21 protein-coding genes, 1 tRNA gene and 1 pseudogene are annotated in these 22330 nt (G+C 53.5%); 6 read left to right on the top strand and 17 right to left on the bottom strand.

Annotated elements, in window-relative coordinates:
• Window positions 1-2 precede the first annotated feature (2 nt).
• The 4 genes from L5220_RS03995 to aroA form a co-directional block, all read right to left on the bottom strand.
• Window positions 3-368, bottom strand: a complete 366-nt coding sequence (locus tag L5220_RS03995) for a response regulator transcription factor (RefSeq protein ID WP_099799508.1) — start codon at window positions 366-368, stop codon at window positions 3-5.
• A gap of 202 nt (window positions 369-570) precedes the next feature.
• Window positions 571-1752, bottom strand: a complete 1182-nt coding sequence (locus L5220_RS03990; RefSeq protein WP_499571768.1) for a response regulator — start codon at window positions 1750-1752, stop codon at window positions 571-573.
• A 30-nt stretch (window positions 1753-1782) separates the two neighbouring features.
• Window positions 1783-2415 carry a MerR family transcriptional regulator gene (locus tag L5220_RS03985; protein ID WP_499571766.1) on the bottom strand — a complete coding sequence of 211 codons (633 nt, stop codon included), beginning with the start codon at window positions 2413-2415 and terminating at the stop codon, window positions 1783-1785.
• Window positions 2416-2746: 331 nt separating this feature from the next.
• A complete protein-coding gene (aroA, locus tag L5220_RS03980) occupies window positions 2747-4075 on the bottom strand; it encodes a 3-phosphoshikimate 1-carboxyvinyltransferase (protein WP_499571763.1) in 1329 nt (442 codons plus the stop codon).
• A 604-nt stretch (window positions 4076-4679) separates the two neighbouring features.
• On the opposite strand from aroA, the gene L5220_RS03975 reads away from it, so the two are divergent.
• On the top strand, window positions 4680-6032 hold the full coding sequence (locus L5220_RS03975; protein ID WP_499571761.1) for a M23 family metallopeptidase: 1353 nt from the start codon (window positions 4680-4682) through the stop codon (window positions 6030-6032).
• A gap of 3 nt (window positions 6033-6035) precedes the next feature.
• Here L5220_RS03975 and L5220_RS03970 read toward each other — a convergent pair whose 3' ends face one another.
• The 4 genes from L5220_RS03970 to L5220_RS03955 all read right to left on the bottom strand — a co-directional run bounded on the left by L5220_RS03970 (window position 6036) and on the right by L5220_RS03955 (window position 8510).
• The gene (locus L5220_RS03970; RefSeq protein ID WP_499571759.1) at window positions 6036-7238 is read right to left on the bottom strand and encodes a DNA double-strand break repair nuclease NurA; all 1203 of its coding nucleotides are present in this window, start codon (window positions 7236-7238) and stop codon (window positions 6036-6038) included.
• A 25-nt stretch (window positions 7239-7263) separates the two neighbouring features.
• Window positions 7264-7335, bottom strand: a tRNA-Gly gene (locus tag L5220_RS03965).
• Window positions 7336-7365: 30 nt separating this feature from the next.
• Window positions 7366-7737, bottom strand: a complete 372-nt coding sequence (gene queF / locus L5220_RS03960) for a preQ(1) synthase (protein ID WP_499571757.1) — start codon at window positions 7735-7737, stop codon at window positions 7366-7368.
• Between the two features lie 128 nt (window positions 7738-7865).
• Window positions 7866-8510, bottom strand: coding sequence for a class I SAM-dependent methyltransferase (locus L5220_RS03955; protein ID WP_499571755.1), 645 nt, complete (start codon window positions 8508-8510; stop codon window positions 7866-7868).
• 259 nt (window positions 8511-8769) lie between these two features.
• Here L5220_RS03955 and L5220_RS03950 point away from each other — a divergent pair, with 259 nt between their 5' ends.
• Together L5220_RS03950 and trmFO are read left to right on the top strand one after the other, a co-directional pair.
• On the top strand, window positions 8770-10173 hold the full coding sequence (locus L5220_RS03950; protein WP_499571753.1) for a cation:proton antiporter: 1404 nt from the start codon (window positions 8770-8772) through the stop codon (window positions 10171-10173).
• 2 nt (window positions 10174-10175) lie between these two features.
• On the top strand, window positions 10176-11549 hold the full coding sequence (trmFO, locus tag L5220_RS03945; protein WP_499499465.1) for an FADH(2)-oxidizing methylenetetrahydrofolate--tRNA-(uracil(54)-C(5))-methyltransferase TrmFO: 1374 nt from the start codon (window positions 10176-10178) through the stop codon (window positions 11547-11549).
• On the opposite strand, the gene tsaE is transcribed toward trmFO, so the two are convergent.
• The 7 genes from tsaE to L5220_RS03910 all read right to left on the bottom strand — a co-directional run bounded on the left by tsaE (window position 11452) and on the right by L5220_RS03910 (window position 16732).
• Entirely contained in the window at window positions 11452-11916 is a 465-nt protein-coding gene (gene tsaE / locus L5220_RS03940) for a tRNA (adenosine(37)-N6)-threonylcarbamoyltransferase complex ATPase subunit type 1 TsaE (RefSeq protein WP_099799501.1), read from the bottom strand. The genes trmFO and tsaE overlap by 98 nt on opposite strands.
• A 3-nt stretch (window positions 11917-11919) precedes the next feature.
• Window positions 11920-12618, bottom strand: a complete 699-nt coding sequence (bchM, locus tag L5220_RS03935; protein ID WP_448514397.1) for a magnesium protoporphyrin IX methyltransferase — start codon at window positions 12616-12618, stop codon at window positions 11920-11922.
• Window positions 12619-12662: 44 nt separating this feature from the next.
• Window positions 12663-13583 (bottom strand): cell division protein FtsX, encoded by a 921-nt coding sequence (locus L5220_RS03930; RefSeq protein ID WP_499571748.1) that lies wholly within the window; start codon window positions 13581-13583, stop codon window positions 12663-12665.
• Window positions 13540-14274: a cell division ATP-binding protein FtsE gene (gene ftsE, locus L5220_RS03925; protein WP_499571746.1), complete on the bottom strand. Its 735-nt coding sequence runs from the start codon at window positions 14272-14274 to the stop codon at window positions 13540-13542. Before ftsE ends, L5220_RS03930 begins: the two co-directional genes overlap by 44 nt.
• 8 nt (window positions 14275-14282) lie before the next feature.
• The gene (locus L5220_RS03920) at window positions 14283-15050 is read right to left on the bottom strand and encodes a WecB/TagA/CpsF family glycosyltransferase (RefSeq protein WP_499571744.1); all 768 of its coding nucleotides are present in this window, start codon (window positions 15048-15050) and stop codon (window positions 14283-14285) included.
• A gap of 90 nt (window positions 15051-15140) precedes the next feature.
• Window positions 15141-15950, bottom strand: a complete 810-nt coding sequence (locus tag L5220_RS03915) for an FAD-dependent thymidylate synthase (RefSeq protein WP_499571742.1) — start codon at window positions 15948-15950, stop codon at window positions 15141-15143.
• A gap of 62 nt (window positions 15951-16012) precedes the next feature.
• On the bottom strand, window positions 16013-16732 hold the full coding sequence (locus L5220_RS03910) for an SDR family oxidoreductase (RefSeq protein WP_448514392.1): 720 nt from the start codon (window positions 16730-16732) through the stop codon (window positions 16013-16015).
• Between the two features lie 109 nt (window positions 16733-16841).
• Here L5220_RS03910 and L5220_RS03905 point away from each other — a divergent pair, with 109 nt between their 5' ends.
• From L5220_RS03905 to L5220_RS03895, 3 genes are all read left to right on the top strand, one after another.
• Window positions 16842-17888, top strand: a complete 1047-nt coding sequence (locus L5220_RS03905) for a zinc-dependent alcohol dehydrogenase (protein ID WP_499571739.1) — start codon at window positions 16842-16844, stop codon at window positions 17886-17888.
• A gap of 80 nt (window positions 17889-17968) precedes the next feature.
• Window positions 17969-18640: a hypothetical protein gene (locus L5220_RS03900; protein WP_499571737.1), complete on the top strand. Its 672-nt coding sequence runs from the start codon at window positions 17969-17971 to the stop codon at window positions 18638-18640.
• 250 nt (window positions 18641-18890) lie between these two features.
• A complete protein-coding gene (locus L5220_RS03895) occupies window positions 18891-20048 on the top strand; it encodes an RNA-guided endonuclease InsQ/TnpB family protein (RefSeq protein ID WP_499571735.1) in 1158 nt (385 codons plus the stop codon).
• 144 nt (window positions 20049-20192) lie between these two features.
• Here the strand turns inward: L5220_RS03895 and L5220_RS03890 are convergent, their stop codons facing one another.
• Window positions 20193-21518, bottom strand: a complete 1326-nt coding sequence (locus L5220_RS03890) for a TldD/PmbA family protein (protein WP_499571733.1) — start codon at window positions 21516-21518, stop codon at window positions 20193-20195.
• 47 nt (window positions 21519-21565) lie between these two features.
• Window positions 21566-22318 (bottom strand): annotated as a pseudogene (locus L5220_RS03885) (RNA-guided endonuclease InsQ/TnpB family protein); the annotation flags it as partial.
• Between the last annotated feature and the right edge of the window lie 12 nt (window positions 22319-22330).

Below are 22330 nucleotides of genomic sequence, written 5' to 3'. Positions count from 1 at the left end.
GCCTAGCCTCGTAATAGTTGTTTGATGGTACCAATCAGTTCTTTGGGGTCGAAGGGTTTTGTGATATACGCATCAGCGCCTTGTTTCATGCCCCAGTAGCGATCAAACTCTTCGCCTTTAGAACTACAAATGACAACGGGAACCGTTTGAGTGCGCGGATCTGCCTTAATTTGGCGACAGACTTCATAGCCATTCATCCGTGGCATGACAATATCTAGAACCACAAGATCAGGGGTGAAGTTCTGGAGCTGTTCAATTGCTTCGACACCATCGCTGGCAATTGTGACTTCGAAGCCTGTCTTTGCTAGTAGCTCGCTAATCATCTCCCGCTGTGGGGGGCTATCTTCAACAACTAAGACTTTACTCATAGATGTTTAATGGATGTTTAATGAGGTTTGCTGCAAAGGGATTGTCTATATTCTAGGAAACGATCTCCATTGACGGTGTGGCCGGTTGTAAACTACCCCGCCCAATAGAGGACGGAAACCCTCAAGACAATATCCTGCAATGAGCAAGACAGTATCTCGGAGCCTCTAGGGTTGTTGAATGGCGCTAGCGGCAACCTGTCCCTTACGGGGAGGATTCTAGAACTGCTTTTTGTTCTAGCACGTCTGTGAGGGTTTCGTCTGCCACATCCCTGAGGGGTGAGGCTCCGCCAATATAGCGCTGGGTGATGGTCAGTAGTTCATTGGTGGTAAAGGGTTTGCTGAGGTAGTCGGTGGCTCCGGCAATTTTTGCCCGCAACCGATCTGGTAAGCCGACAAAGCTGGTGAGCATGATGATGGGGGTGTAGCGAAAGCGTGGGGTGTGGCGTAGTAGGGTACACAGTTCATAGCCATCTAGCTCGGGCATGGCAATGTCACAAAAGATGAGATCGGGGTTGAGTTGAAAAATGAGGCTTAGGGCGGTGAGGGGATGGGCGATCGCCGTGGCTTCATACCCCGCCTCCTGTAGGGTTGACTCTACCACTTGACGCACCGTGGCAGCATCGTCAACACACACAACCCGTGGCGATCGCCGCCATGCTAGAGCCAGCAACGGCCGACTTTGGCTGTTGTGAGGGAGGGGACTGAGTTGCAGGTAGCCTTGATGTAGGTAGGGCAAAAGGAGCTTACCCACGGTAATGACATCTCGCCCTAGGCGGCGACTGAGGCGGCGCACGCTTAAATGCTCTTGGATAAATGGCTCTAGCTGACGCAGACGTGGTTCTGGCAGACTGGGTTTGACATTCGTCATCTCCAAGGGCTGGTCTAGGGAGCGTAGGTACGGGTGGAGTTTTTTCCATTCCCGCAGTTGTCCGAGACTATCGTTGATCAAGCTTGTTAAGGGTAAGCTATGCCATTGGGGGGTGAGGGGACTCGCACTACAGAACTTAAACCAGCCGCGATTCAAACTGACAATATCGAAGAGACTTTCACGCAGGAGCGATCGCCAAAGCATCTGAATTTGCGCAAGGGGACAGTGGGGAACTAACCACCAAAGGCATTCGTACTCCACCCAACTGGCACCTGAGGCGCTTTCAATGAGATCTTCGGTTGCAGGTAAGGGAATCCCCTGACCGTAGAGTAAGTCTTGCAGCCGCTCTAAGCTCTGACTATGGCGATCGGCGATATAGGCAAGGTGCCCATGGTTAAGAAACAACAGCCACGTTTGACCGCGCTCATCCTCAAGGTACAGTTCCCCTGTGCGTTGCGCCAAGGCAAGGGTTTGGCACAGGGTATAGATGTCAGTATCGTTGAGGCACCCTTCCATGGTTGTGGTGATGGCGATCGCCGGTAGCGGCTAGCGTTGCGTGTAGGACGACAGTAGCTGCACTAACTGTTTCACCAGTGCCTCTTGGTCACGGTTGATCTGCGGAAAGTCAAAGTCCTCGCGGATATGCACCTCAAAGCCCGGCACCACCTCCACCCGGTTCCACGTTTCCGGCCGGGGCGAACTAGGCGGCGGGACTTCGGTAGTGCGGCGGACAGCACTGGCGCGTATTGGCTCAGGATAGCGATGTTCAGTGCGATCCTGAACCTGTTGCAAAAAGGCAGGGGCAGGATTGATCGGTGGTGGATTCAGTTGCAGGTGAACCCCTTGCTCTAGTAGTGCCCGTAGCTCAGGGGTACTCATACGATACACCAGCTTGTAAATGGCACCCGCAGTGTAGCCTTCCATCAAAAGACGGCGCACTACTAATAATTGCACTAGGTGGCGATAGCCGTAGCGGCCTTCACGACCAATGCGGGCTGGGCGATCAATCAGCTTGCAGGAGGTATAGTGACGCACAAGACGAGGGTTGACTTCCTCTAAAACACGGTTCTTAGAGTCTTCTTGAGGCAAGTGCTGGGGCAGTAGCTCGTTGGCAATTTCCACCAACTCGTCTAATGACCATTGATCCTGAACGTGAATGTATTCTTGAATTGTTGCCATGGTTGAATTAGTGCAGCCTTTTTTGAAGTTAAAAACCGAGAACAACAGGGATACTGATTGTTTCTGCAATGATTGCAACAGTACGATGGTTTATCAGCGCAGATGATGCTATAGTACCGTGTTTTTTTGATTCTGTATCATTTTGGGTCTAACTTGGTCTTATGTTGAGCTTGATGACTAACGCAAGGAAGCAGTTTACAGCACAGCAATATTACAGTTTTTAACGCTAGGAATACCGTAGGGCTGTAAGACCAAAATAATTTATTTGATACTAGCACATGGGTCTAGCTGTCGGCAAAATTCTTAGCCAGTTATCCTAATTTTTAGGGTATCAAGCAATGTGTTGCAGCGTTGTTACAAAATTTGGATAGGACACGGCAGCAGCACTCGCTTGGTGAATCCGACTCGACCCCTTTGCATTTAGCGCGGCGATCGCAAGGCTCATGGCCATCCGGTGATCCCCATAGCTCTCAAGAGCATTACCGTAGAGGGGCGCGCCGCCAGTAATGTCAAGACCATCGCTGATTTCTGTAACTGTTGCACCAAGATGTTGCAACTGAGTTGCAATTGCCGCGAGGCGATCGCTCTCTTTGACCCGCAGTTCCGCAGCATCCCGAATCTGGGTCGTGCCTGTGGCAAAGGCTGCAGCAACAGCAAGAATTGGAATTTCGTCAATTAAGCGCGGAATTAAAGCACCAGAAATCGTCGTCCCTTGGAGCTGAGTGGAGCGCACCCGCAGGTCGGCAACGGGTTCCCCTGTCGCCATGCGTTCGTTTTCTAGGGTAATATCAGCGCCCATGTTCCAGAGTGCGTCTAAAATGCCGGTGCGAGTCGGGTTCACCCCCACATTGGTCAACAGCAATTCTGAGCCAGGGGTAATCGAAGCCGCCACCAACCAAAACGCTGCCGAGCTGATATCCCCTGGGACAATCACGGTTTGGCCGCTTAACTGGCAAGGGCCTGTGAGTTCCACGGTGGCCTCTTCGGGTTCTACAGTAAGCTGGGCACCAAAGGCTTGCAGCATTCGCTCACTATGATCGCGAGAACGGTAGGGTTCTCGAAGAATCGTTGTTCCCTCAGTCGGCAGTGCCGCTAGCAAAATGGCTGATTTCACCTGTGCTGACGCAATGGGGCTAGTGTAGGTGATGGGTTTCAGCGCCTGCCCTAGGACGGCCAACGGGGCGCGGCGATGCCCATCTCGTCCCCAAATTTGGGCACCCATTTGGGTCAAGGGCTGTACGACTCGTCCCATCGGGCGCGATCGCAGGGATGCATCTCCTGTCAGCGTAAAGAAACGACCCGTTTGAGCAGCCAGTATGCCTAGCAAAAGCCGCATGGTTGTGCCAGAGTTGCCAGCATTCAGAACATCTAGAGGTTCTTTCAGGCGACCGCTTCCTATGCCCTCAACTGTTACCAAGTCTGAGTTGAGATCAGAAATGGTTGCCCCCAATTCCCGAAAACATGCCGCCGTGCTACAGGTATCGTCCCCTACTAATAGGCCTTGAATGTAGGTGGTTCCTGTTGCTAGCGCCCCTAGCATTAGTGCCCGGTGAGAGATGGATTTATCCCCCGGTACGTGAATAGTTCCCCGCAAGGGTTGGCCGTTGGGCTGAATCTGCCATGCATCATCGGAGGTAATTGTAATTGCAGCCATTGGCAAAAATTGCGAATCAAATTGCGTCTTTGATTCTCCCACGTCTGCTGCGGTTGATCACCTTCTGCGTGCAAGCCCTTCATGGAAGCCACATCACCCATCATTAGATTGTGCCACTTTGCCATGGATTGGCACAATTATACTAGGACACTTTGGCGCAAACCACCCCCGATGGGGTGATTGTTACAGAATTTACATTATTAAAAAAAACTATACTTAGTCCTGCATAAACTTTATTTTCCTTATTACGTTGAAGAGGGGCATTGATTTTATCTGCAAAAAATAAATTATCGTGAAGCCGTTGTGAATTCAGGGTTTTTAATTAAAAATTTGCCAGAGAAATATCCTATTTATCCCCTTTTGTAGATAATTCGCTGTGGTGCATGGGTGGGAGTGGCTTGCGTCAAGGCTTGTCTTTTGCTGAGGGATTCGGTAAAGTCACCTAGAAGTTTCATTGTCTTGCAAAAACATCCTTTGCATATTCACTGCTTTGGGACAGTTTTAGGCATAGACTCAGTCAGCTACCTAGGTAGCAATCTGTTGGATTGTTGTGTTCTCAGCAAACCGATTTGTCGAATCACCAGGTATTTTGTGTGCGAGGAGGCTTACCTTGAACAACGATAGTCGTACCCCTGCTGTACTTCAGGATGCACTCGTTACCCCCTCGGTTAGGATTGGTCGGTCGCTGTGCTCAGTTTGTTCCTATCTGCCACTGCTCTCCCTTGGGACAGCAGCCGTTATCAGCCCTGCTCAGGCCCTTGATACCTCCACATTGCTCGGCGATCGCGCTGAAGTGCTTGGGTTGCCCTCCTTTTTCGCAAAATCTGTTGCCTTTAGCACAAACACCGATGAATTTTCTACCTTTGGGCAGTCACCCGAGCGCATTGGTTTCGCTCAGGATAGCGAGCCGCTTGCGGGAATTACCCAAGGGGCGTGGCAGCAAGCAGTTCTGCCACAGGCTAGGTTTTCCTCTCTCACGCCTGCCTCGAACCCCTTAACCCTGTCTAGTGCCGCACCTCTAGAACGCCTCAGCGGCACCTCAGAGCCGACCTTTAGGCTTGTGGATCGCCGTGCAAACACCGATAGCCTTGCGACCCTTGTGACCCGAGCAACCACTACAGTTGTGGCCTCACTGACCCTTGATGTGCCCTTGTCTGTGGGGGGGGCTCTGGAGCAGACGACAGCAGGTGTAGAGCCTGAAGCCATACCCCCACAACCAGATGTAGAACGCTCCTCTGGACGAGTGGCCTTTGCGCCCTTACAAGCCGCCAACTCGTCACAAATGAGGGTGACAGCCAATCCGGTTCCCTTTGGCCGGGCGGTTGATCGCCAACGGCGGATTGGCCCTTCTCTGGCGACTGTTCAGGCAACAACGGTTCCCGCAACCCCTGAAGTGCGGCCACAACCAACCATTGCTAATCGTTCCCAAACAACAACGGTCGCTCCTGTGGCACCGGTGCAACCCATCGCTCCCCCTGTGCCGGTACAAGTGGCGCGCTCAATTGTTACACCACCGCTACCTAGCAATCTTAATTTACCCCCCTTACCGGCCTCCGATCGCTTTTTGCCCAGCTTAACAACAAACTTCATTTGGCCTGCCCGTGGGGTATTGACATCTGGCTTTGGCCCTCGCTGGGGACGGATGCACCGTGGTATTGACATTGCTGCGCCGGTGGGTACTCCCATTTATGCCGCAGCCGCAGGGGTTGTGACCTATTCCCAGTGGAATTCTGGGGGGTATGGGAACCTAGTCGAAATTCGCCATAGTGATGGTACCTTGACTCTTTATGCCCACAATCATCGCAACTTGGTGCGCGTTGGTCAGTATGTTCAGCAGGGCGAGCAGGTTGCTGAAATGGGCAGTACTGGCCGCAGCACCGGTCCGCACGTTCATTTTGAAATTCATCCCCAAGGAGGCGGCGCGGTTGATCCGATGAGCTTTTTGCGGCGGGCACAAAGCTAGGAGCTAGCGGCGAGATTGTTTGCTCACCCACTTGCGGCTAAAGCGCAGTTCAACCCCCACTTGCTCTGCCCATTGTTGAAGCTGTTTGAGAAAGGCTTGGCGATCGCTCCTTTGGAGAACGGCCACCTGATCGGCGGCTTCTAGGGCGTAGGGATACCCCTGACCACTAATGAGTTCGCCGCACAACCAGCGGATCACACTATTTAGCAGTCCCGCTGTATAGATCCAAACCGGCAGCTCAAGGCGCACGGGGTATCCTTGGTGAGCCTTCAGGTAGCAAAAACCGATTTGGTGCGACCAAGTGCCGTAAGTACCCAAGATGGCAGCAGAACCATCCTCATCGCCGCGATCGCACACGAAAAATGGGGAGCGATCGCCCCATTGAGACAGCACGTCATTCAGCAAGTGGCAGTCAAAGATTTGGTTGGTTCTCCTAAGGTGGTGGGTATGGCACAGCAGGGTGACTAAATCCCGCGCCTGAGAATAGTCAATATACGCAACAAGAGGTACTTGCTGCTGCTCACTCTGCTGGAGAGTGTCGCAAATCCCTTGGACGTACTGCTGCTGCCACTGATGATCGTAGGATTCCGCAAAGGTAAGCACAAGAGAGCCATCAAAGAGAGCCAAGGTCTGGCGAGGAAGACTCCTCGTGGCAATTAACTGGCGCAGGGTTGCCAACTCTAACTGAAATCGCTTTAAGTGAATAAAACGATCGCTAAAGCGGTGCGGTTGATCTTGATTGTAATGCTGCCGAGCCTGCCATAGCTCAGCAGGGGTAATTAGCTCAAGATGGATGTCTTTGCTATAGGGCTGATCAGGACAATGGGGATTAATAAACCAGCCCGCTTGAACCACCCCTACAGGGGTTGAAATCTCCTCGGTGGGTAAAATTTGCGATCCATCAACGGCGATCGTGGTTACCCCCTGCAGTTGCTCCTTTGCCCAAGATCGAGCCGCGTCGCGGTGAGGCCATGACATACCGAGGGGAATTCGCCACTCCTGTGGCCAAGGCTCCAAAGGACGGGCACCAGACCACTCAATCTCTTGCGGAATCGTGGTCAACAACTGCGCAGGGGATAGGGCTTGGGCATGATTCAAGGCTTGTTGATAGGCTCGCCAAACTTGGCTCAACTCGCTATCGTATTGCAAAAAGTCATTCTTTTTGGCGTTGAGCTGAGACACTAACTGTGCAGCAGGAAGAACCATAGGTTCGTCAAGACTGGTTGTATGAAGCGGACGATGGGACTCGAACCCACGACGTTCAGCTTGGGAAGCTGACATTCTACCACTGAATTACGTCCGCAATTTTACAATCTCTTATTTTAGCAGCAAACTAGGCACTACGGCGATGCTCCACGGTAATCACGGTATGCACATTGCCCCGCGGTGCAAAATCGCCCTTGATTTGCATGTACAGGGGGTCACAGGCTGCGACTAAGTCATCGAGAACTTGGTTCACTGCTTCTTCGTGGGAAATGTAGCGATCGCGGTAGCTGTTGATATAGAGCTTAATCGCCTTTAGCTCCACGACCTTTTCATGGGGGCTATAGCTAACGTAAAGAGTTGCAAAATCAGGATAGCCCGAAAAGGGACATTTACAGGTAAATTCAGGCAGCGTAATCTCAATTGTATAGTGCCGACCAGGGCGCGGGTTGGGAAAGGTAATCAGTTGACCTTCTTCAATAGCACGCTCACCATACTTCATTGCAGTCTCTTGCATTGATTAGCCCGAACATTCAGTATATTTATTTTACCGAAGAACGTATTTATTTTACCGAAGAACGCCGTAAAGCCCCTGCCTTTAGGCATGGGAAGGATGTCAAAGCGCTCTGTTCATGCTGGGTTGCGGAACACCGTAAATGACTGGTAACCTGTATCCACAAGTAGGTGTTCAAACAAGCCTTCTTCTATCAGCTCATCAATGACTTGTTTTACAGGAGAATTATTGTTACCTTGGTCGTCATACCAGCCATAATAATCGTGCAAGATAAAATATCCCCCCGGACGTAAATACCAGGGTACATAGTTGAACACATCGGCTTTACAGCCCTCATAACTATGATCACCATCGATAAAAATCAGATCAACTAACCCCTCAATTGTCACTTCATCCGAACGGGCATTAATGAACTGAACATAGTGCTTTAGGTTCGCCTCAGCAATCAAATCCTCTGCATCTTGGGTTGGAAAGGGATCTATAGAAAAAAGCTGACGTTGTTTGGGGGCTTCCCAGTCCGTATAGTCAATATCCGGTCGCTGCTTATGCTGTTGCGGCTCCTGCCAACCCGCATCAATAAATCGCAGTGCACTGGCAAGGCATAGGGTGGAAAATCCCTTGAATCGGCCAATTTCAATAATGCGGCTGGCGCGAATGCTCACTGCTAGGGAAAAGAGAGTCATACCTAAGCCCAGTTCCGACCCCCCCGCAACCAACGCTTTGCGCATCAAGCCAAAGAAATCACCAAAATAGCTGTCCATCCTCTGTTGATTCTGTCGAAGAGGCTCTGTTGGCATTAAGGACTCTGGACTAAAATTCATGGGGGCATTCCTACAAAGGGGTGTACGCTGCTAGTTTGCCATTCTCCTTGAGCGAGTTGCTAGACAAACCGGTTGAAGCCGCTTGGGGCTGGGCAAAAAACATCGGCCTTAACCAATATGTTCCATAAGTGTCCCTTCTAGTTGAGTACAAACAACCACCGTGCTTAACTAGGTAAAGAGTTTTTAACGATTTGCCCCTATGCCTTTCATTACGCTACCTTTTGTGCCTTCAATTGCTGATGTTGCTGCGGAAGCCCTGAATTTGGCAGAAGCTGGTCCTTTGATCCTTGCGGCGGTGCTCTTGAGCTTAGTGGTCATTTACGTTGCCAGTAAAGTGGGCGGTGAAATTTGCGCCCGCATTAACTTTCCACCCGTGTTGGGGGAACTGGTGGGAGGGGTTGTCGTTGGCATTTCGGTGCTGCATCTACTGGTATTTTCCGAAGGTGCCGTCACTGAACCGTCGGTATTGACCACATTTATTCAGCAAACAGCGGGGATGGATGGCACGGTGGCTTCAGTAGTGGCCAGTACCGCCAGTGAAGTGATCTCAGTGCTGTCAGAAATTGGCGTAATGATTTTGCTGTTTGAGATTGGCCTTGAATCGGATCTGCAGGGCTTGCTGAAGGTGGGGCCTCAGGCAGCGGTTGTGGCCATTGTGGGGGTGGTTGCCCCCTTTACTGCGGGTACCCTTGGCCTTGTCACGTTGTTTCATGTGGATCTAGTGCCAGCCATTTTTGCGGGTGCGGCACTGACCGCCACCAGTATTGGTATCACGGCAAAAGTCTTAGCAGAGATTCAACGGCTGACCTCCCGTGAAGGGCAAATCATTATTGGCGCAGCGGTGCTGGATGACATTCTTGGCATTATTGTGCTGGCAGTGGTGGCCAGTCTTGCCAAAACCGGCACCGTGGAAGTTAGCAACGTGATTTATCTGATCCTGAGTTCTGTGGTGTTTTTGGTGGGGTCGGTGGTGCTAGGGCGGCTGCTGAGTCCATTCTTTTTGGGGATGGTGGATCGGCTGAGTACCCGAGGGAGCTTGCTGATTCCTTCCTTGATTTTTGCTTTTGTCTTGGGGTATGTAGCGGTAATTCTGCAACTGGAGGCAATTTTGGGGGCATTTACCGCTGGCTTGGTATTGGGAGAAACGGAAAAACGGCGGGAACTGGAGGAGCAAATTTTACCCATTGCCGATATGCTGGTGCCGGTGTTCTTTGTGTGTGTGGGAGCGCGCACGGATATTAGTGTCTTAAATCCCCTAGAGCCAGAAAATCGCGCTGGCTTGATTATTGCCTCATTTCTCGTAGTCGTCGCTATCCTTGGTAAGGTGGTAACGGGCGCAACTGTGTTTGGCCAGCCTGGGATCAATCGCTGGGCCATTGGGATTGGTATGGTTCCCCGGGGGGAAGTAGGGTTAATTTTTGCAGCGGTGGGTTCTGCCAGTGGTGTGCTCTCGAAATCCTTAGAAGCAGGCATTATTGTGATGGTGATTTTAACGACCTTCCTTGCGCCGCCGCTACTGCGATTGGTGTTTAAGCCTCAAGCAGAGGAGAACCTGCTGCCAGAGGGGCCAGGGGTTGCGGTTGAGTCACCGCCAGAAGGGTAGGCATGGAACCAATTGTAGTGATTGGCGGTGGCTTGGCAGGGACGGAGGCAGCATGGCAAATTGCCCGGGCAGGGTTGCCGGTGATCCTCTACGAGATGCGCCCCCACGTTCCCAGTCCTGCCCACCATACGGCAGAGCTAGGGGAGTTGGTGTGTAGTAACTCCTTTGGTGCAAAGGCCAGCGATCGCGCCACGGGGTTATTACACCACGAATTACGCGCTCTTGGCTCCCTGATTATTGCTACAGCGGATCGCCATCCGGTGCCAGCAGGAGGAGCGCTAGCGGTGGATCGAGCCGAGTTTAGCCGTGAACTCACCCGCTGCCTTGAGACTCATCCGTTGGTGGAACTCCGACGCAGTGAGGTCTCGCGCCTCCCCGAAAGCGGCATTACAGTACTGGCCACAGGCCCGTTGACCAGTCCTTCCCTGAGTGCAGATTTGCAGCGGTTGACGGGGTTAGAGTATCTCAGTTTCTTTGACGCTGCTAGCCCCATTGTGGTGGGGGAGTCGATTAATCGCGAGATTGCATTTCTCGCCTCTCGCTACGATCGCGGCGAAGCAGCGTACCTGAACTGCCCCTTTACTGCAGACGAGTACCAGCGATTTTGGCAGGCGCTGTGTCAGGCGGAGCAGGCTCCCCTCAAGGATTTTGAGCGCGATAGTGCCCAGTTTTTTGAAGCCTGTTTACCGGTAGAGGAGTTGGCGCGGCGGGGAGTGGATACGCTGCGCTTTGGGCCACTTAAACCCGTCGGCTTACAGGATCCTCGGACAGGTAGCCGTCCCTATGCCGTTGCGCAACTGCGGCAGGAGGATCGCCACGGCCAACTGTGGAACTTGGTGGGGTTCCAGACTAATTTGCGCTGGGGTGAGCAGCAGCGGGTGTTTCGCCTGATTCCGGGGCTGGAGCAGGCGGAATTTGTGCGCATGGGGGTGATGCACCGCAACACGTTTCTGAATGCGCCGAAACTTCTGAGTGCCAGTTTGCAGTTTCGGGATCGCCCCACTCTCTTGGGGGCAGGGCAACTCACGGGCACAGAAGGCTATACGGCGGCGGCAGCGGGGGGATGGTTGGCTGGTACCAATGCGGCACGAATTGCCCAAGGGTTACCGCCGTTGGTGTTGCCCCCCACCACGATGGCCGGGGCACTGTTTCACTACATTAGTACCGCTGATAGCAAAACGTTTCAGCCGATGCCCCCGAACTTTGGCATTTTGCCGCCCTTGGCGGAGAAAGTCCGCTCCAAAGCCCTGCGCTATGCTGCCTATCGCGATCGCGCCCTCAACGATTTAAGCACATGGGCAGCAGCACTGTCGCTGCCCCTACAGCCGTTAGTGCCAGATGAGTGCGATCGCCCTGCCGCTGAAGCTCAAGTTTAAGATAATCGGTAGGCCACTGTGGTAGGCGATCGGGCCATTCAATTGCCACAATCCCTAGCTCAACCTCTTCCCCGTACCAGTACCGCTGCGGTGCTAGTTCTGACACATCCGCCGCACTTAAGCGATAGAGATCAAAGTGATACAGGGGCACGCGTCCTTCGGGATACTCCTGCAGCAGGGTAAAGGTGGGACTTTGGATAACGTCTGTGATGCCTAGCCCAGCCCCGAGGGCTTGAACAAACGTGGTTTTGCCTGCCCCCAGTGCCCCCACCAGCAGCAACGTGGTGCCACTGGGCAGGTGTTGACCCCACCGGTGCGCCAAGGCTTGCAATTCAGCTAGGGTGAACACCCCCACCTCGTTGACCATGAGTTACGCCCGTACCGCCTCCAAGAGGCGCGAAAAGTAAAAGCGGGTTTTGGTCATGGCATTGCGCTCGATACGCCAGCCGAGTGCCCTGAGGCGCTGCACAATCTCCTCTTCGCTGTGGAGATAGGCACGGGTTGCCTTGCTAGACCCCGGGAAAAACTCACCAATTTTTTTGAGCAGTGTGTATTTGAGGGTTTTAGGGGCGAAGCTGAGGATGAGTCGCTCTGTGGCTAAGGAACTCAAGTGCGCTAGCATCCCTGCCATTTGCGCATCGGGATAGTGAATGAGCACATCTAGGCAAATGACGGTGTGATACTGCCCCCGTAACGCCTCTAAGTCGCTGACGCTGAGAATTAGCTCATGGTGACCATTCAACTGGGCGGCGGCGCGATCGCGAGCCTCAGCCACCATTTTTTCAGAAATGTCACTGGCATAGACCCGTGCTCCCAACTGGGCAAGGGGGATGCTCAGGCTGCCAACCCCACAACCCGCATCACAAAACAGCTTGCCCTTGAGGTGTCCCTCGGCTTGGAGCCACGCCAAAACCGTATCAATCGTTTGCTGATGACCAAGGCGAATATCCGCCTGCACTTTGCTCACCGTATCGGTGCCATAGATGCGTCGCCAGCGATCAAAGCCGGTGGTGTTGAAGTAGTTTTGGACAATGGTTTTTTCGTCTAACGGAGGGGTAGCTTGCGTCATAACCGACAAAATTGTGATTGCCCCATTTATTGTTACACAGCCGATTAGCCTCGGGGAGCGGTTTTGATTGCTAGCAGCGTGCTCAGCCCACCCAAGCAAATCCCTGCAAGAACAAGGCTCACGCCCAGCAGCCAACTCCATTCCAGCGTTACACTGTTCGCTATGGCGCCGCCGCTAAACTGGCGGCTCAACCAGTGCTGTAGGTGCTGGCTACTGCTGGCTCCAGCCAACCAAGCCACTGCTCCGCCGATTCCCCCCAAGCCTGTTGCCTGCACAAAGAAGGGGGTATAAATCCAGCGCTGGGTTGCCCCTACTAGGATCATGATCTCAATGTCTGGCTGTCGCACTAAAATAATCAGCCGCAAAATGGTGCTCACCAGCGCCACAACAGTGACCCCCAATAACAGCACAAGGGCGATCGTGGCCGTACGGATAACTCGCTGCAGCCGTTGCAGACCGCTCAGTGCCCGCTCAAGGTACTGTACCGATTCAATTCCCTGCTGCTGAGCAATTTGAGTGGCCAAGGAAGCGACCTGATCGAGGGTCTTGGCGCGAATTTTGACTTCGTCACTCAGGGGGTTTTGCTCAAACAGGTGCAGATCTCCTTGCTGAGTGGTCAAGCCTAAATCTGCCTGTAGCTCTGCCCAAGCGCGATCGCGCCCAATCCATGTTAAGCGTTCAACGGCGGGTAATGCAGCTAACTCCTGCTTCAGACGAGCTATGGCTGTCTCCGGTAAGTCAGGGGCAACGTAGGCCGTAATTTCAAGGCGGTTGCCAAGGGCAGCCACCGCTGCACCGAGGGTATGGGACATCTGCCAGCCCCAACCAAAGATAAAGAGGGTTACCGCCACTGCAATCACCGCAGCCCCATTGAGCCAGCCGCCGCGCCAGAGGCTGCGCCGCATTTCTGGAATTAAGAAGTCAAGGGTTGGCCATGGGTGTGGCAACCTGCTGAAGTTGGCCATGGTGTAATCGCAAAATAGGATGGGGAAGCAATTGGGTTAACGCACGATCGTGGGTGGTGAACAACACCGTGAGGCCATGCTGGTGCAGGCGATGGAGTAAGTAGAGGATCTGTTGACTGGTCTGGGGGTCTAAGTTGCCTGTTGGCTCATCCGCTAGCAGCAGGTCGGGGCCGCCCACAATTGCGCGGGCAATACTGACGCGCTGTTGCTCGCCTCCCGAAAGAGCGTCGGGGTAGGCGCTGGCTTTGGCGGTCAGCCCCACCAGTTTGAGAGCCGTGTGCACCCGCTGCTGCAGTTCTGGTTTAGGGGTGCCGCGCACAAGGAGGGTAAAGGCCACATTATCTGCCACGGTGCGATCGCCCAGTAACTTAAAGTCCTGAAAAATCACCCCCAACCGTCGCCGCAGCCGTGCCATCGCCCTATCATCGTGGGGGGTGAGCGCTTGTCCAAAAAGGTGTACACTGCCGTGATCCGGTGTTATCTGACCGGACAATAACTTGAGCAGGGTGGACTTCCCAGAGCCAGAGACCCCTGTTAAAAAATAGAATTCCCCCTGCCGCAGTTGCAGGCTGACGCCATTAAGACAGGGCGAATGCGCCGCAAAACACTTTGTGACTTGCCTTAGCTCGGCAATCACATCAGGACTCGATTGAGCGGTTGAAGGTCTTTGCACTGCTGTAGCGGTGACCATAGGAAGCGTTAACGTCGCCGCCCGTATAAACGACTCACAAGGGCTTTCCATGCAAACTGTGGCAGTGCCAACATCCGTCGCCAGCGCCAGGGCTCTTGGTAGAGGCGATAGAGCCACTCGAGGTGTAAATTGCGAAAGAGCTTGGGGGCGCGCTGCTTTTGCCCCGCCCAAATATCAAAACTGCCGCCCACACCTACCCAAATGGCGGTCGGACACACATGGCGATGGTCTTGAATCCAGTACTCTTGGCGGGGCACCCCTAAGGCCACAAAGATAATGTTGGGTTGTAAACGCTCTAACCGCCGGATCAGTTCAGCTTCGGTGTTGGCATCATGGTAACCCGACTCTACACCAACAACCTTCAGGTTGGGGAGCTTAGCCTGCCAGCGCCCAGCCACCGTTTCAGCAACGCCCGGTGCCGCGCCATAGAAAAAGACACGATTGTGATGGTCAGACTCACTGGCCAGCTTCAGTAGGGCTTCGGCAAACTCAATTCCTGGTTGCCGTTTTACAGATAGGCCGTAGAGCTTGAGGTAAAGAATGACCCCGGAGCCGTCAGGAATCACTAAGTCTGCTTGCCGCAGAAGCTCGGCAAAGCGTGGCGTGCGCTCCGCCAGCATCACCATTTCTGAGTTAAGGGTGACAACGTGCTGACCCCGGCCACTGCGCTGCTGCATCAATAGCCACTCTGGGGCATTGTCCACCAAGTGCAAGGGATAGCTAAAGACAGACACTTTGGCAGGAACGGCAGGCATGACCGTAGGTGGCTGACCCATAGAGACTTGAATAACTTGAGAGCATCCTTGAGTATCCTACCGCTATTTTCACGTTTGGTCACTCACCTATAGGCAGCCTTGAGCAACCACTTATACCTTAGAGACAGTTGCTTCTTCAAAATGGCGGAGCTGTCGCCAGCCGACAAAGTTGGCATAGTGTTGGCGATCGCCCATGCACTCTGCCACATGCTCAAGGGGCGACAAGTGTTTGGGGTCTGCCCCAGCCAGCCGCTGATACAGTGCCAAATCCGACGCGGGATCACTGCGTTGACCATCCCGCAGATAGTAAGACACCCTAGCACAACGAGCAACAGACATGTACTTACACTGCTCGAGGGTGTATTGTTGGCGATCGCGTTCCTCGATGTAGGGTAAATGCCATTCGCCGACAGCTAGCGGTGTGGGTGTATGGGTTTCAAGTAAGTGTTGGATCATCTTGGCAAGGGACTGCATTTCTGGCTGGGCATCGGGATGGTTGCGCAGATGTAGAAAATTTTCCCACTCGGTACTACTGACCACCGTTTGCATCCACATCCACGGCTCTAGCATCCGATTTACGACCTGCTTGTGAATCCCTAATTCGTTCAGCTTACGGGCACCCTCTAAAACGGCAAGGCGAGTTTCTAGCCAAATCTCCTTTGCCGCCTCCTTATGCTCACTTTCTACGCGGGCTTGCATCCCTTTCTGGTTTTGCCCCCAGTGGTAGGGTATCACCGGGTTTTGCCTCACCTGTTCCATCATTTTGCTGACGGGAACGGCGCGAGAACTGGCAGAATTACGGGAAAATACGCGATGGGTGAGCAGTTCGCTATGGATAAACCGTGGATAGGTTAATTGAAGTGTGACCAGCCGTATTCCTGCTGGCGAGAGGGAATCGGCAATCACCCGTCCGTCTTGCATGGATCCTCATCTCAAATGCTGTACGTTCTAGCCTAGTCCATTGGCTCTAGAAAAAATTGCCTCTAGACAAACACGTGACTATCGGGCATCAAACTTAGCTCAAGGGGAACCGCGTGGCGATCGGTTTCCAAGGCAGCCTGGATCAGGGCTGCTGCGGCATCTGGCTGCAAGAGTTTCTGGCGATCGACTTTGAGGCTAACGCCATCCCAAAAGGGCGTATCCACGCCGCCAAAATAGAACAGGCTAAACTTAATGCCGTAGCGTTTGAGTTCCTCGGCCATGCACTTACTAAAGCCCACCACCCCAAACTTGGCGGCACAGTAGGCGGCTGCCATGGCCATCGAATGCTTCCCCAAAATTCCCACGACTGTACAGATGTGTCCTTGCTGGTGCTCTTTCATGAGTTCCGCTGCTTGCTGAGTGGTGTAGAAGCAGCCCTTCAGGTTTAACGCCAGCATCTGCTCTAGTTCTGTGGGGGTAATTTTGGCGTAGGGCTTGAGTAAGCCTGCCCCAGCAGCATTAATCAGGACATCGAGCCGCCCGTGTTGCTCGCGAATGGCCTGCATTAACTGCACAACCTGATCCGGCTGGGTAATGTCGCAGGGGTGACTCTGCACGTTACGCTCCCCTGAGAGCGTGGCGGCTAACTGCTGGAGGCGATCGCCAGAACGAGCGGCTAACACTAAGGTTGCTCCCGTGCCTTTTAACCGCTCGACAACGGCACGGCCAATCCCACCGGTGGCACCTACCACTAATACCACTTGATCCGCTAAGTGAGGCATTGTTACATTTCTTTACATTCCTTTTCTATCTTAGCCCTAAAACTATGTACAAATATGTACAAAGAGAGCACATGGTATAAAAACCAAGAGGTTGTCCTAGCGGGTCATCATGAAAGCGGCAGTGCTCTACGGCAAAGAAGATGTGCGCATTGAAAGCGTGGCGGATCCAACGCCAGCGGCTGGCGAAGTGGTGATCCGTGTGAAAGCGGCAACCACCTGTGGCACCGACTTGAAAGTGTGGCGGCGGGGCGGCCATGCCCGCATGTTAACCCCGCCCATTCTCTTTGGCCATGAGGCCGCAGGGGAAATTGTTGCCCTCGGTGCTGGGGTGACGGGTTGGCGACTGGGCGATCGCGTGGTAGCAAATAACTCTGCGCCCTGTGGCCAGTGCTTTTATTGCCAGCGGCAGGAGTTTTCGCTGTGTCCGCACCTTGAGTTTAACAATGGCACGTTTGCTGAGTATCTGAAGGTTCCCGCCAGTATTGTTCGCCATAACCTCCTGCCAATTCCTGAGCACCTGAGCGAGGAGATGGCTGCCCTGACGGAGCCGCTGGCCTGTGTCCTGCACGGCGTGGCACGTTGCGGGTGGCAGCCCCAGATGCAGCAGTGGCCGAGTCCACCCCAGATTGTGGTGATTGGCGATGGTGCCATTGGTTTAATGTTTGTGGGGGTGTTGGCTCAGCAGGGGGCACGGGTACTCACCTTTGGCGGCTCGGATCAACGGTTGGCGATCGCCGAGACCTTCGGTGCAGAGCAGGTGGTGAACCATCATCAGTGCGAAGATATGCCAGCAGTGGTCAAAGATTGGACGACAGGACGGGGTGCTGACATTGTGATTGAAGCCACAGGCGTACCGCAGGTGTGGGAAGTGGCGATCGCCTGCGGTCGTCCGGGGGCAACGATTAATCTCTTTGGCGGCTGTCCGCGGGAAACCCGCATCAGTGTCGATACTGAGCGCCTGCACTACGAAGAACTCACCCTCAAGGGAGTGTTTCACAATACGCCTGCCTTTGTTCGTCAAGCCCTTGCCCTCATTGCCAGCCAAACCTTACCCTTTGAAATGCTTGTAAGTGGCCACGCACCCCTTACCGACATTGAGCAGGTGCTGCAAGCGATGAAAGCACGACAAGTGATTAAGGTGGCACTGCACCCTTAGCCCTCTAGGAATTTTGAACCAGCCTTGACAGAGTAAAATAGGGCGATCGCCCCTAGCGCATTACATTCTCGAGCCACAGCATGACATCTTCTGGCAACTCCTACCCAGTGATCCTCAACCAGTTTTGTGTTAAGACCCTTGAGGAGGAGGCACGACTCCTTTATCCATTTACATGCCAGTGGCAGCAGAATCCTGAACTAGGAACAGAAGCCTATGCCCTCAATAAGGTGTGCTACCAGTTAGCGGTTCCTGCCGCTCGCTGGGGGAGTGCCATTGTGACTCGCCAGCCCCCCGAACAACTTGAGACGGAGGCGTGGCAACTGGTTCCCCAGCCGCGTCGGGTCTTTGACTGCACCCGTCTTGAGGATCGCGAAGCCTTGGAGAGCCTATGCCGCCAAGAATTATACCGTTACTTTAAGCAGCGAGATAGAGAGGACGTTGACCGAGCAAGCAACAACAGTATCCGCATCTGGGAGCGGAAACCCTCGGAGAGTCCAGCACAAGGGTGGACAGTTCACCAAGGCTTTTGCCTCGATGTCAGGCTCGATGCCACAGCAAAACTTTATCTGGAAATTGACCGTTTCCACCATTTCTGGACACCTTTGACATTGCAGGAGTGGCTCAACACCTATCCTGAGTATGTGCCTTTAATCAAATGGGTGCGCAATACGTACCTCAAGAACAACCAGTTTCTGCGCTGGCAACTACACAGTATCAGTCACGAGCGACCCGAAGCAGTGCGTTTTTGCTGATAACCAGTCAACCCATTAAGAGAGGTAAACATGAGCTAGGTAGTACCCGTCCTTTACGGGTTGTGCATACCTATGGCAGCACGCCGCTTGAGTTGCTGGCGTTGCAAACCTATCACAGAAAACCTCCGAGAAGCCCCGCACCTTCAGGTCGGGGAGAGACGGGAGCGGCAATTGAGAGGGGTTCAATACCCCCGAAATTGCCAAGTTTAGTACGCTTGTTTTTCATAGTTACATGTGGGACTATAAGAGGATGAAACAAACTCTGACACTAGTTTGCAAACTTGCAACCACACCTGAACAAAATGCCAAGATTGAGGCATTGCTTCAGGCGTTTGCTGCTGCTTGCAACTATGCCAATGAGCGCGTCAAACCCAAAACAACCAGCAAAACAACGATTCAGTCGTTGGTCTATAACGACCTGCGAGAACAGTTTGGGTTGAGTGCTAATCAGGCAGTCAGGGTTTGTGCTAGGGTTGGGGCGAATCGAAAAACAGCCAAAGTGAAGGGCAAACCGGTCAAAGCGTTTCGTCCAACTTCGGCAGACTACGATGCCCGAATCTTCTCTTTTCGGGAGAAGGATTGGACAGTCAGCCTGACCCTGCTGGGATGTAGAGAACACATCAAACTGGACATAGGACACTACCAGCGCAGCAAGCTGAAGGGGTGTCAACCCACGTCGGCTCAACTGTGCAAGCACAGAGATGGAAGATACTACATCCACATTCAACTGAGCGACGACGCTCCTGAACCCATTCGGTCGGACAAGGGGATTGGCGTTGATTTCGGTCGGCGTGAAATCGCTAAAACTAGTACCGATAAAGGGTGGGATGCTCAGCAGTTGAATCAAGTTCGAGATCATTTCGCCAAAGTGAGAGCATCGCTCCAGCAAAAAGCCTCGAAGGGCACACGGTCGAGTCGGCGTAGATGCCGACAAATCCTGCAACGGCTGTCGGGGAGGGAGAGACGTTTTCAGCGATGGCTCAATCATTCCATCAGTGCATCCATCATTCGTGAAGCAAAACACCTCCATGCCATTGTTGCTATCGAGGATTTGACCGGCATTCGAGATAGAATCAACCAGCAACCGAGAAACACGACCGAGCGGAGACGGTCTAACAGTTGGGCGTTCTATCAGTTGCGACAATTCTTGGAATACAAGGGTATCAAGGAAGGAGTTGAGGTGGTTGCTGTACCCCCTGCCTATACCAGTCAAACCTGCCATTGTTGCTTGCATATTGGGCTGAGAACTGAAAAAAAGTTCAAGTGTGGGCATTGCGGATGGATTGGTGATGCAGACCTAAATGGAGCAATCAATATTGCGCTTTTGGGGCAGTCCGTAACGCTGCCTGGAGGCTCCTGGCTAGCTTGCGAGATAGCCGGAGGGCTACAGAAAGCCTCGCCCGTCTAGGGCGGGGAAGTTTACCAAACGCCCAAGCTTAGCACCCAGCAACGATGACCGACAAGCAGAACAGAGGAACTGCGGTGGCCATGCTCTCTGCTCCATCCTCTCTGTACGGGTCTGTACGGGTCGGCAAGGTTGTACATCACGTTGCTAAAGGGTGAAGTTAAAGGCTTTTACTAACATTCCGGGGGCTGTGATGCCGCCCAGCGATCGCTGCTCGTAGGTATCGGTATTGGCAATCCAGACGGCTGTGTTGGTGAAAGCGTCTAGTTGCTCGCCCCAAAAGGCGTAAAGGCTATCGTCAAAGCGCAGATCCGTAATGGGGGCAACAATTTTCCCCTGTTCGACCCAAAAGCAGGCGTAGCGGGTCATGCCGGTTATGCGGCCACTGGGGCGATCGCTCCAGTTGAGGTAGTGCAAGTTACCCACGTAAAGGCCGGTGTCTAGGGCGCTGAGGCAATCCTCTGCCGCCAGTGTTCCCGGTAAAACTAGGGGCGATCGCAATCCTTCGTGGGCACTGGCACCATTCGCTTGCAGGCCGTACTCTTGGGCGGTGCGGCGGCTGATCAAGAGCGTGTGCAGGCGTCCCTGCGTAATGAGGGGCACACAGGCTGGGGCAATCTCGCCATCGGCATTAAAACGGGGAACGGTTCCTGCGGTAAAGTCTTCGTGCAAGCTGAATAGGGGCGATAGGGAGGCAGCACCATCCCGCAGCTTGGCAAGAGCACTCCCCCCTTGGCGATAACTGGCCTCACTGACGGCACCCCACGAGAGCATTCCCACCAATTCCGCCACCGCCGCCGGGGCAAAGTAGGTGCGGTAACATCCGGGACTGAGGGAGCGCACGGGTCGGTCTAGTTGAGATAACTGCTGGCGATCGCCCTCAATTTGGGCATGATAGACCCCCTGATCCCAATGGGTACCGGCGTAGGTATTTTTAACGGCCTTGCCCGCCGCCGTAAATAGCGAATAGTCGAGGCAAAAGGTTTCCGTTGCAAACCAGTGATCCTGACCGGCGGAATTAAAACTCCCCCGCACGATGGTGCCGCCACTGTAAATGCCAGTAAAATCTAAGTCGTGTACCGGCGTTAGGAGCGCTTCCACCGCCGCCTCAGGAGGCAACAGACAGCCCATATAGGTCTCTTGAATCGAGCCAGTATCTACCGGCGGGCTGAGGTAGGGGTCTTCCGGCAGTTGTAGCGTCTCTGAGCGCAGCGCCTCAAGCTGGGCGATCGCCCACGCTTGATCGATGTCGCTAGTATAGGGAAACGAACTGCTGGCCGTCCGCTGCTGGGTTTGCAGCCGCAGGGTCACCATCGCTTGCGCCACTGTGCCAATTTGGCGTACCCGTGCCCGATTAAAGCGGATGAATTGGCTCGACTCCCCCGTAAACTCAATGAACAAAGCTTCCGCAGGTTTAAGAGCTGCAAAGAGCTGGTGACTAAACTGCTGCGCCGTCGAAAAATCAATCGTCATTTAGTGTCAATTAGGGGTTGTTGAGTAGGAGTGTAAACTTCCCCGCCCTAGAAGGGCGAGGCTTTCTGTAGCCCTCCGGCTATCTCGCAAGCCAGCCAGGAGCCTCCAGGCAGCGTTACGGACTGCCCCAAAAGCGCAATATTGATTGCTCCATTTAGGTCTGCATCACCAATCCATCCGCAATGCCCACACTTGAACTTTTTTTCAGTCCTCAGCCCAATATGCAAGCAACAATGGCAGGTTTGACTGGTATAGGCAGGGGGTACAGCAACCACCTCAACTCCTTCCTTGATACCCTTGTATTCCAAGAATTGTCGCAACTGATAGAACGCCCAACTGTTAGACCGTCTCCGCTCGGTCGTGTTTCTCGGTTGCTGGTTGATTCTATCTCGAATGCCTGTCAAATCCTCGATAGCAACAATGGCATGGAGTTGTTTTGCTTCACGAATGATGGATGCACTGATGGAATGATTGAGCCATCGCTGAAAACGTCTCTCCCTCCCCGACAGCCGTTGCAGGACGTGTCGGCATCGACGCCGACTCGACCGTGTGCCCTTCGAGGCTTTTTGCTGGAGCGATGCTCTCACTTTGGCGAAATGATCTCGGGCTTGATTCAACTGCTTAGCATCCCAACCGTTATCGGTACTAGTTTTAGCGATTTCACGCCGACCGAAATCAACGCCAATCCCCTTGTCCGACCGAATGGGTTCAGGAGCGTCGTCGCTCAGTTGAATGTGGATGTAGTATCGTCCATCTCTGTGCTTGCACAGTTGAGCCGACGTGGGTTGACACCCCTTCAGCTAGATCGGAAG

Source organism: Synechococcus sp. PCC 6716 (genome assembly GCF_022570815.1).
Classification (GTDB): Bacteria; Cyanobacteriota; Cyanobacteriia; order Thermosynechococcales; family Thermosynechococcaceae; genus Thermosynechococcus; species Thermosynechococcus lividus.
Note: the sequence above shows the minus strand (reverse complement) of the source record. Positions and strands in the feature narration are given on the sequence as shown.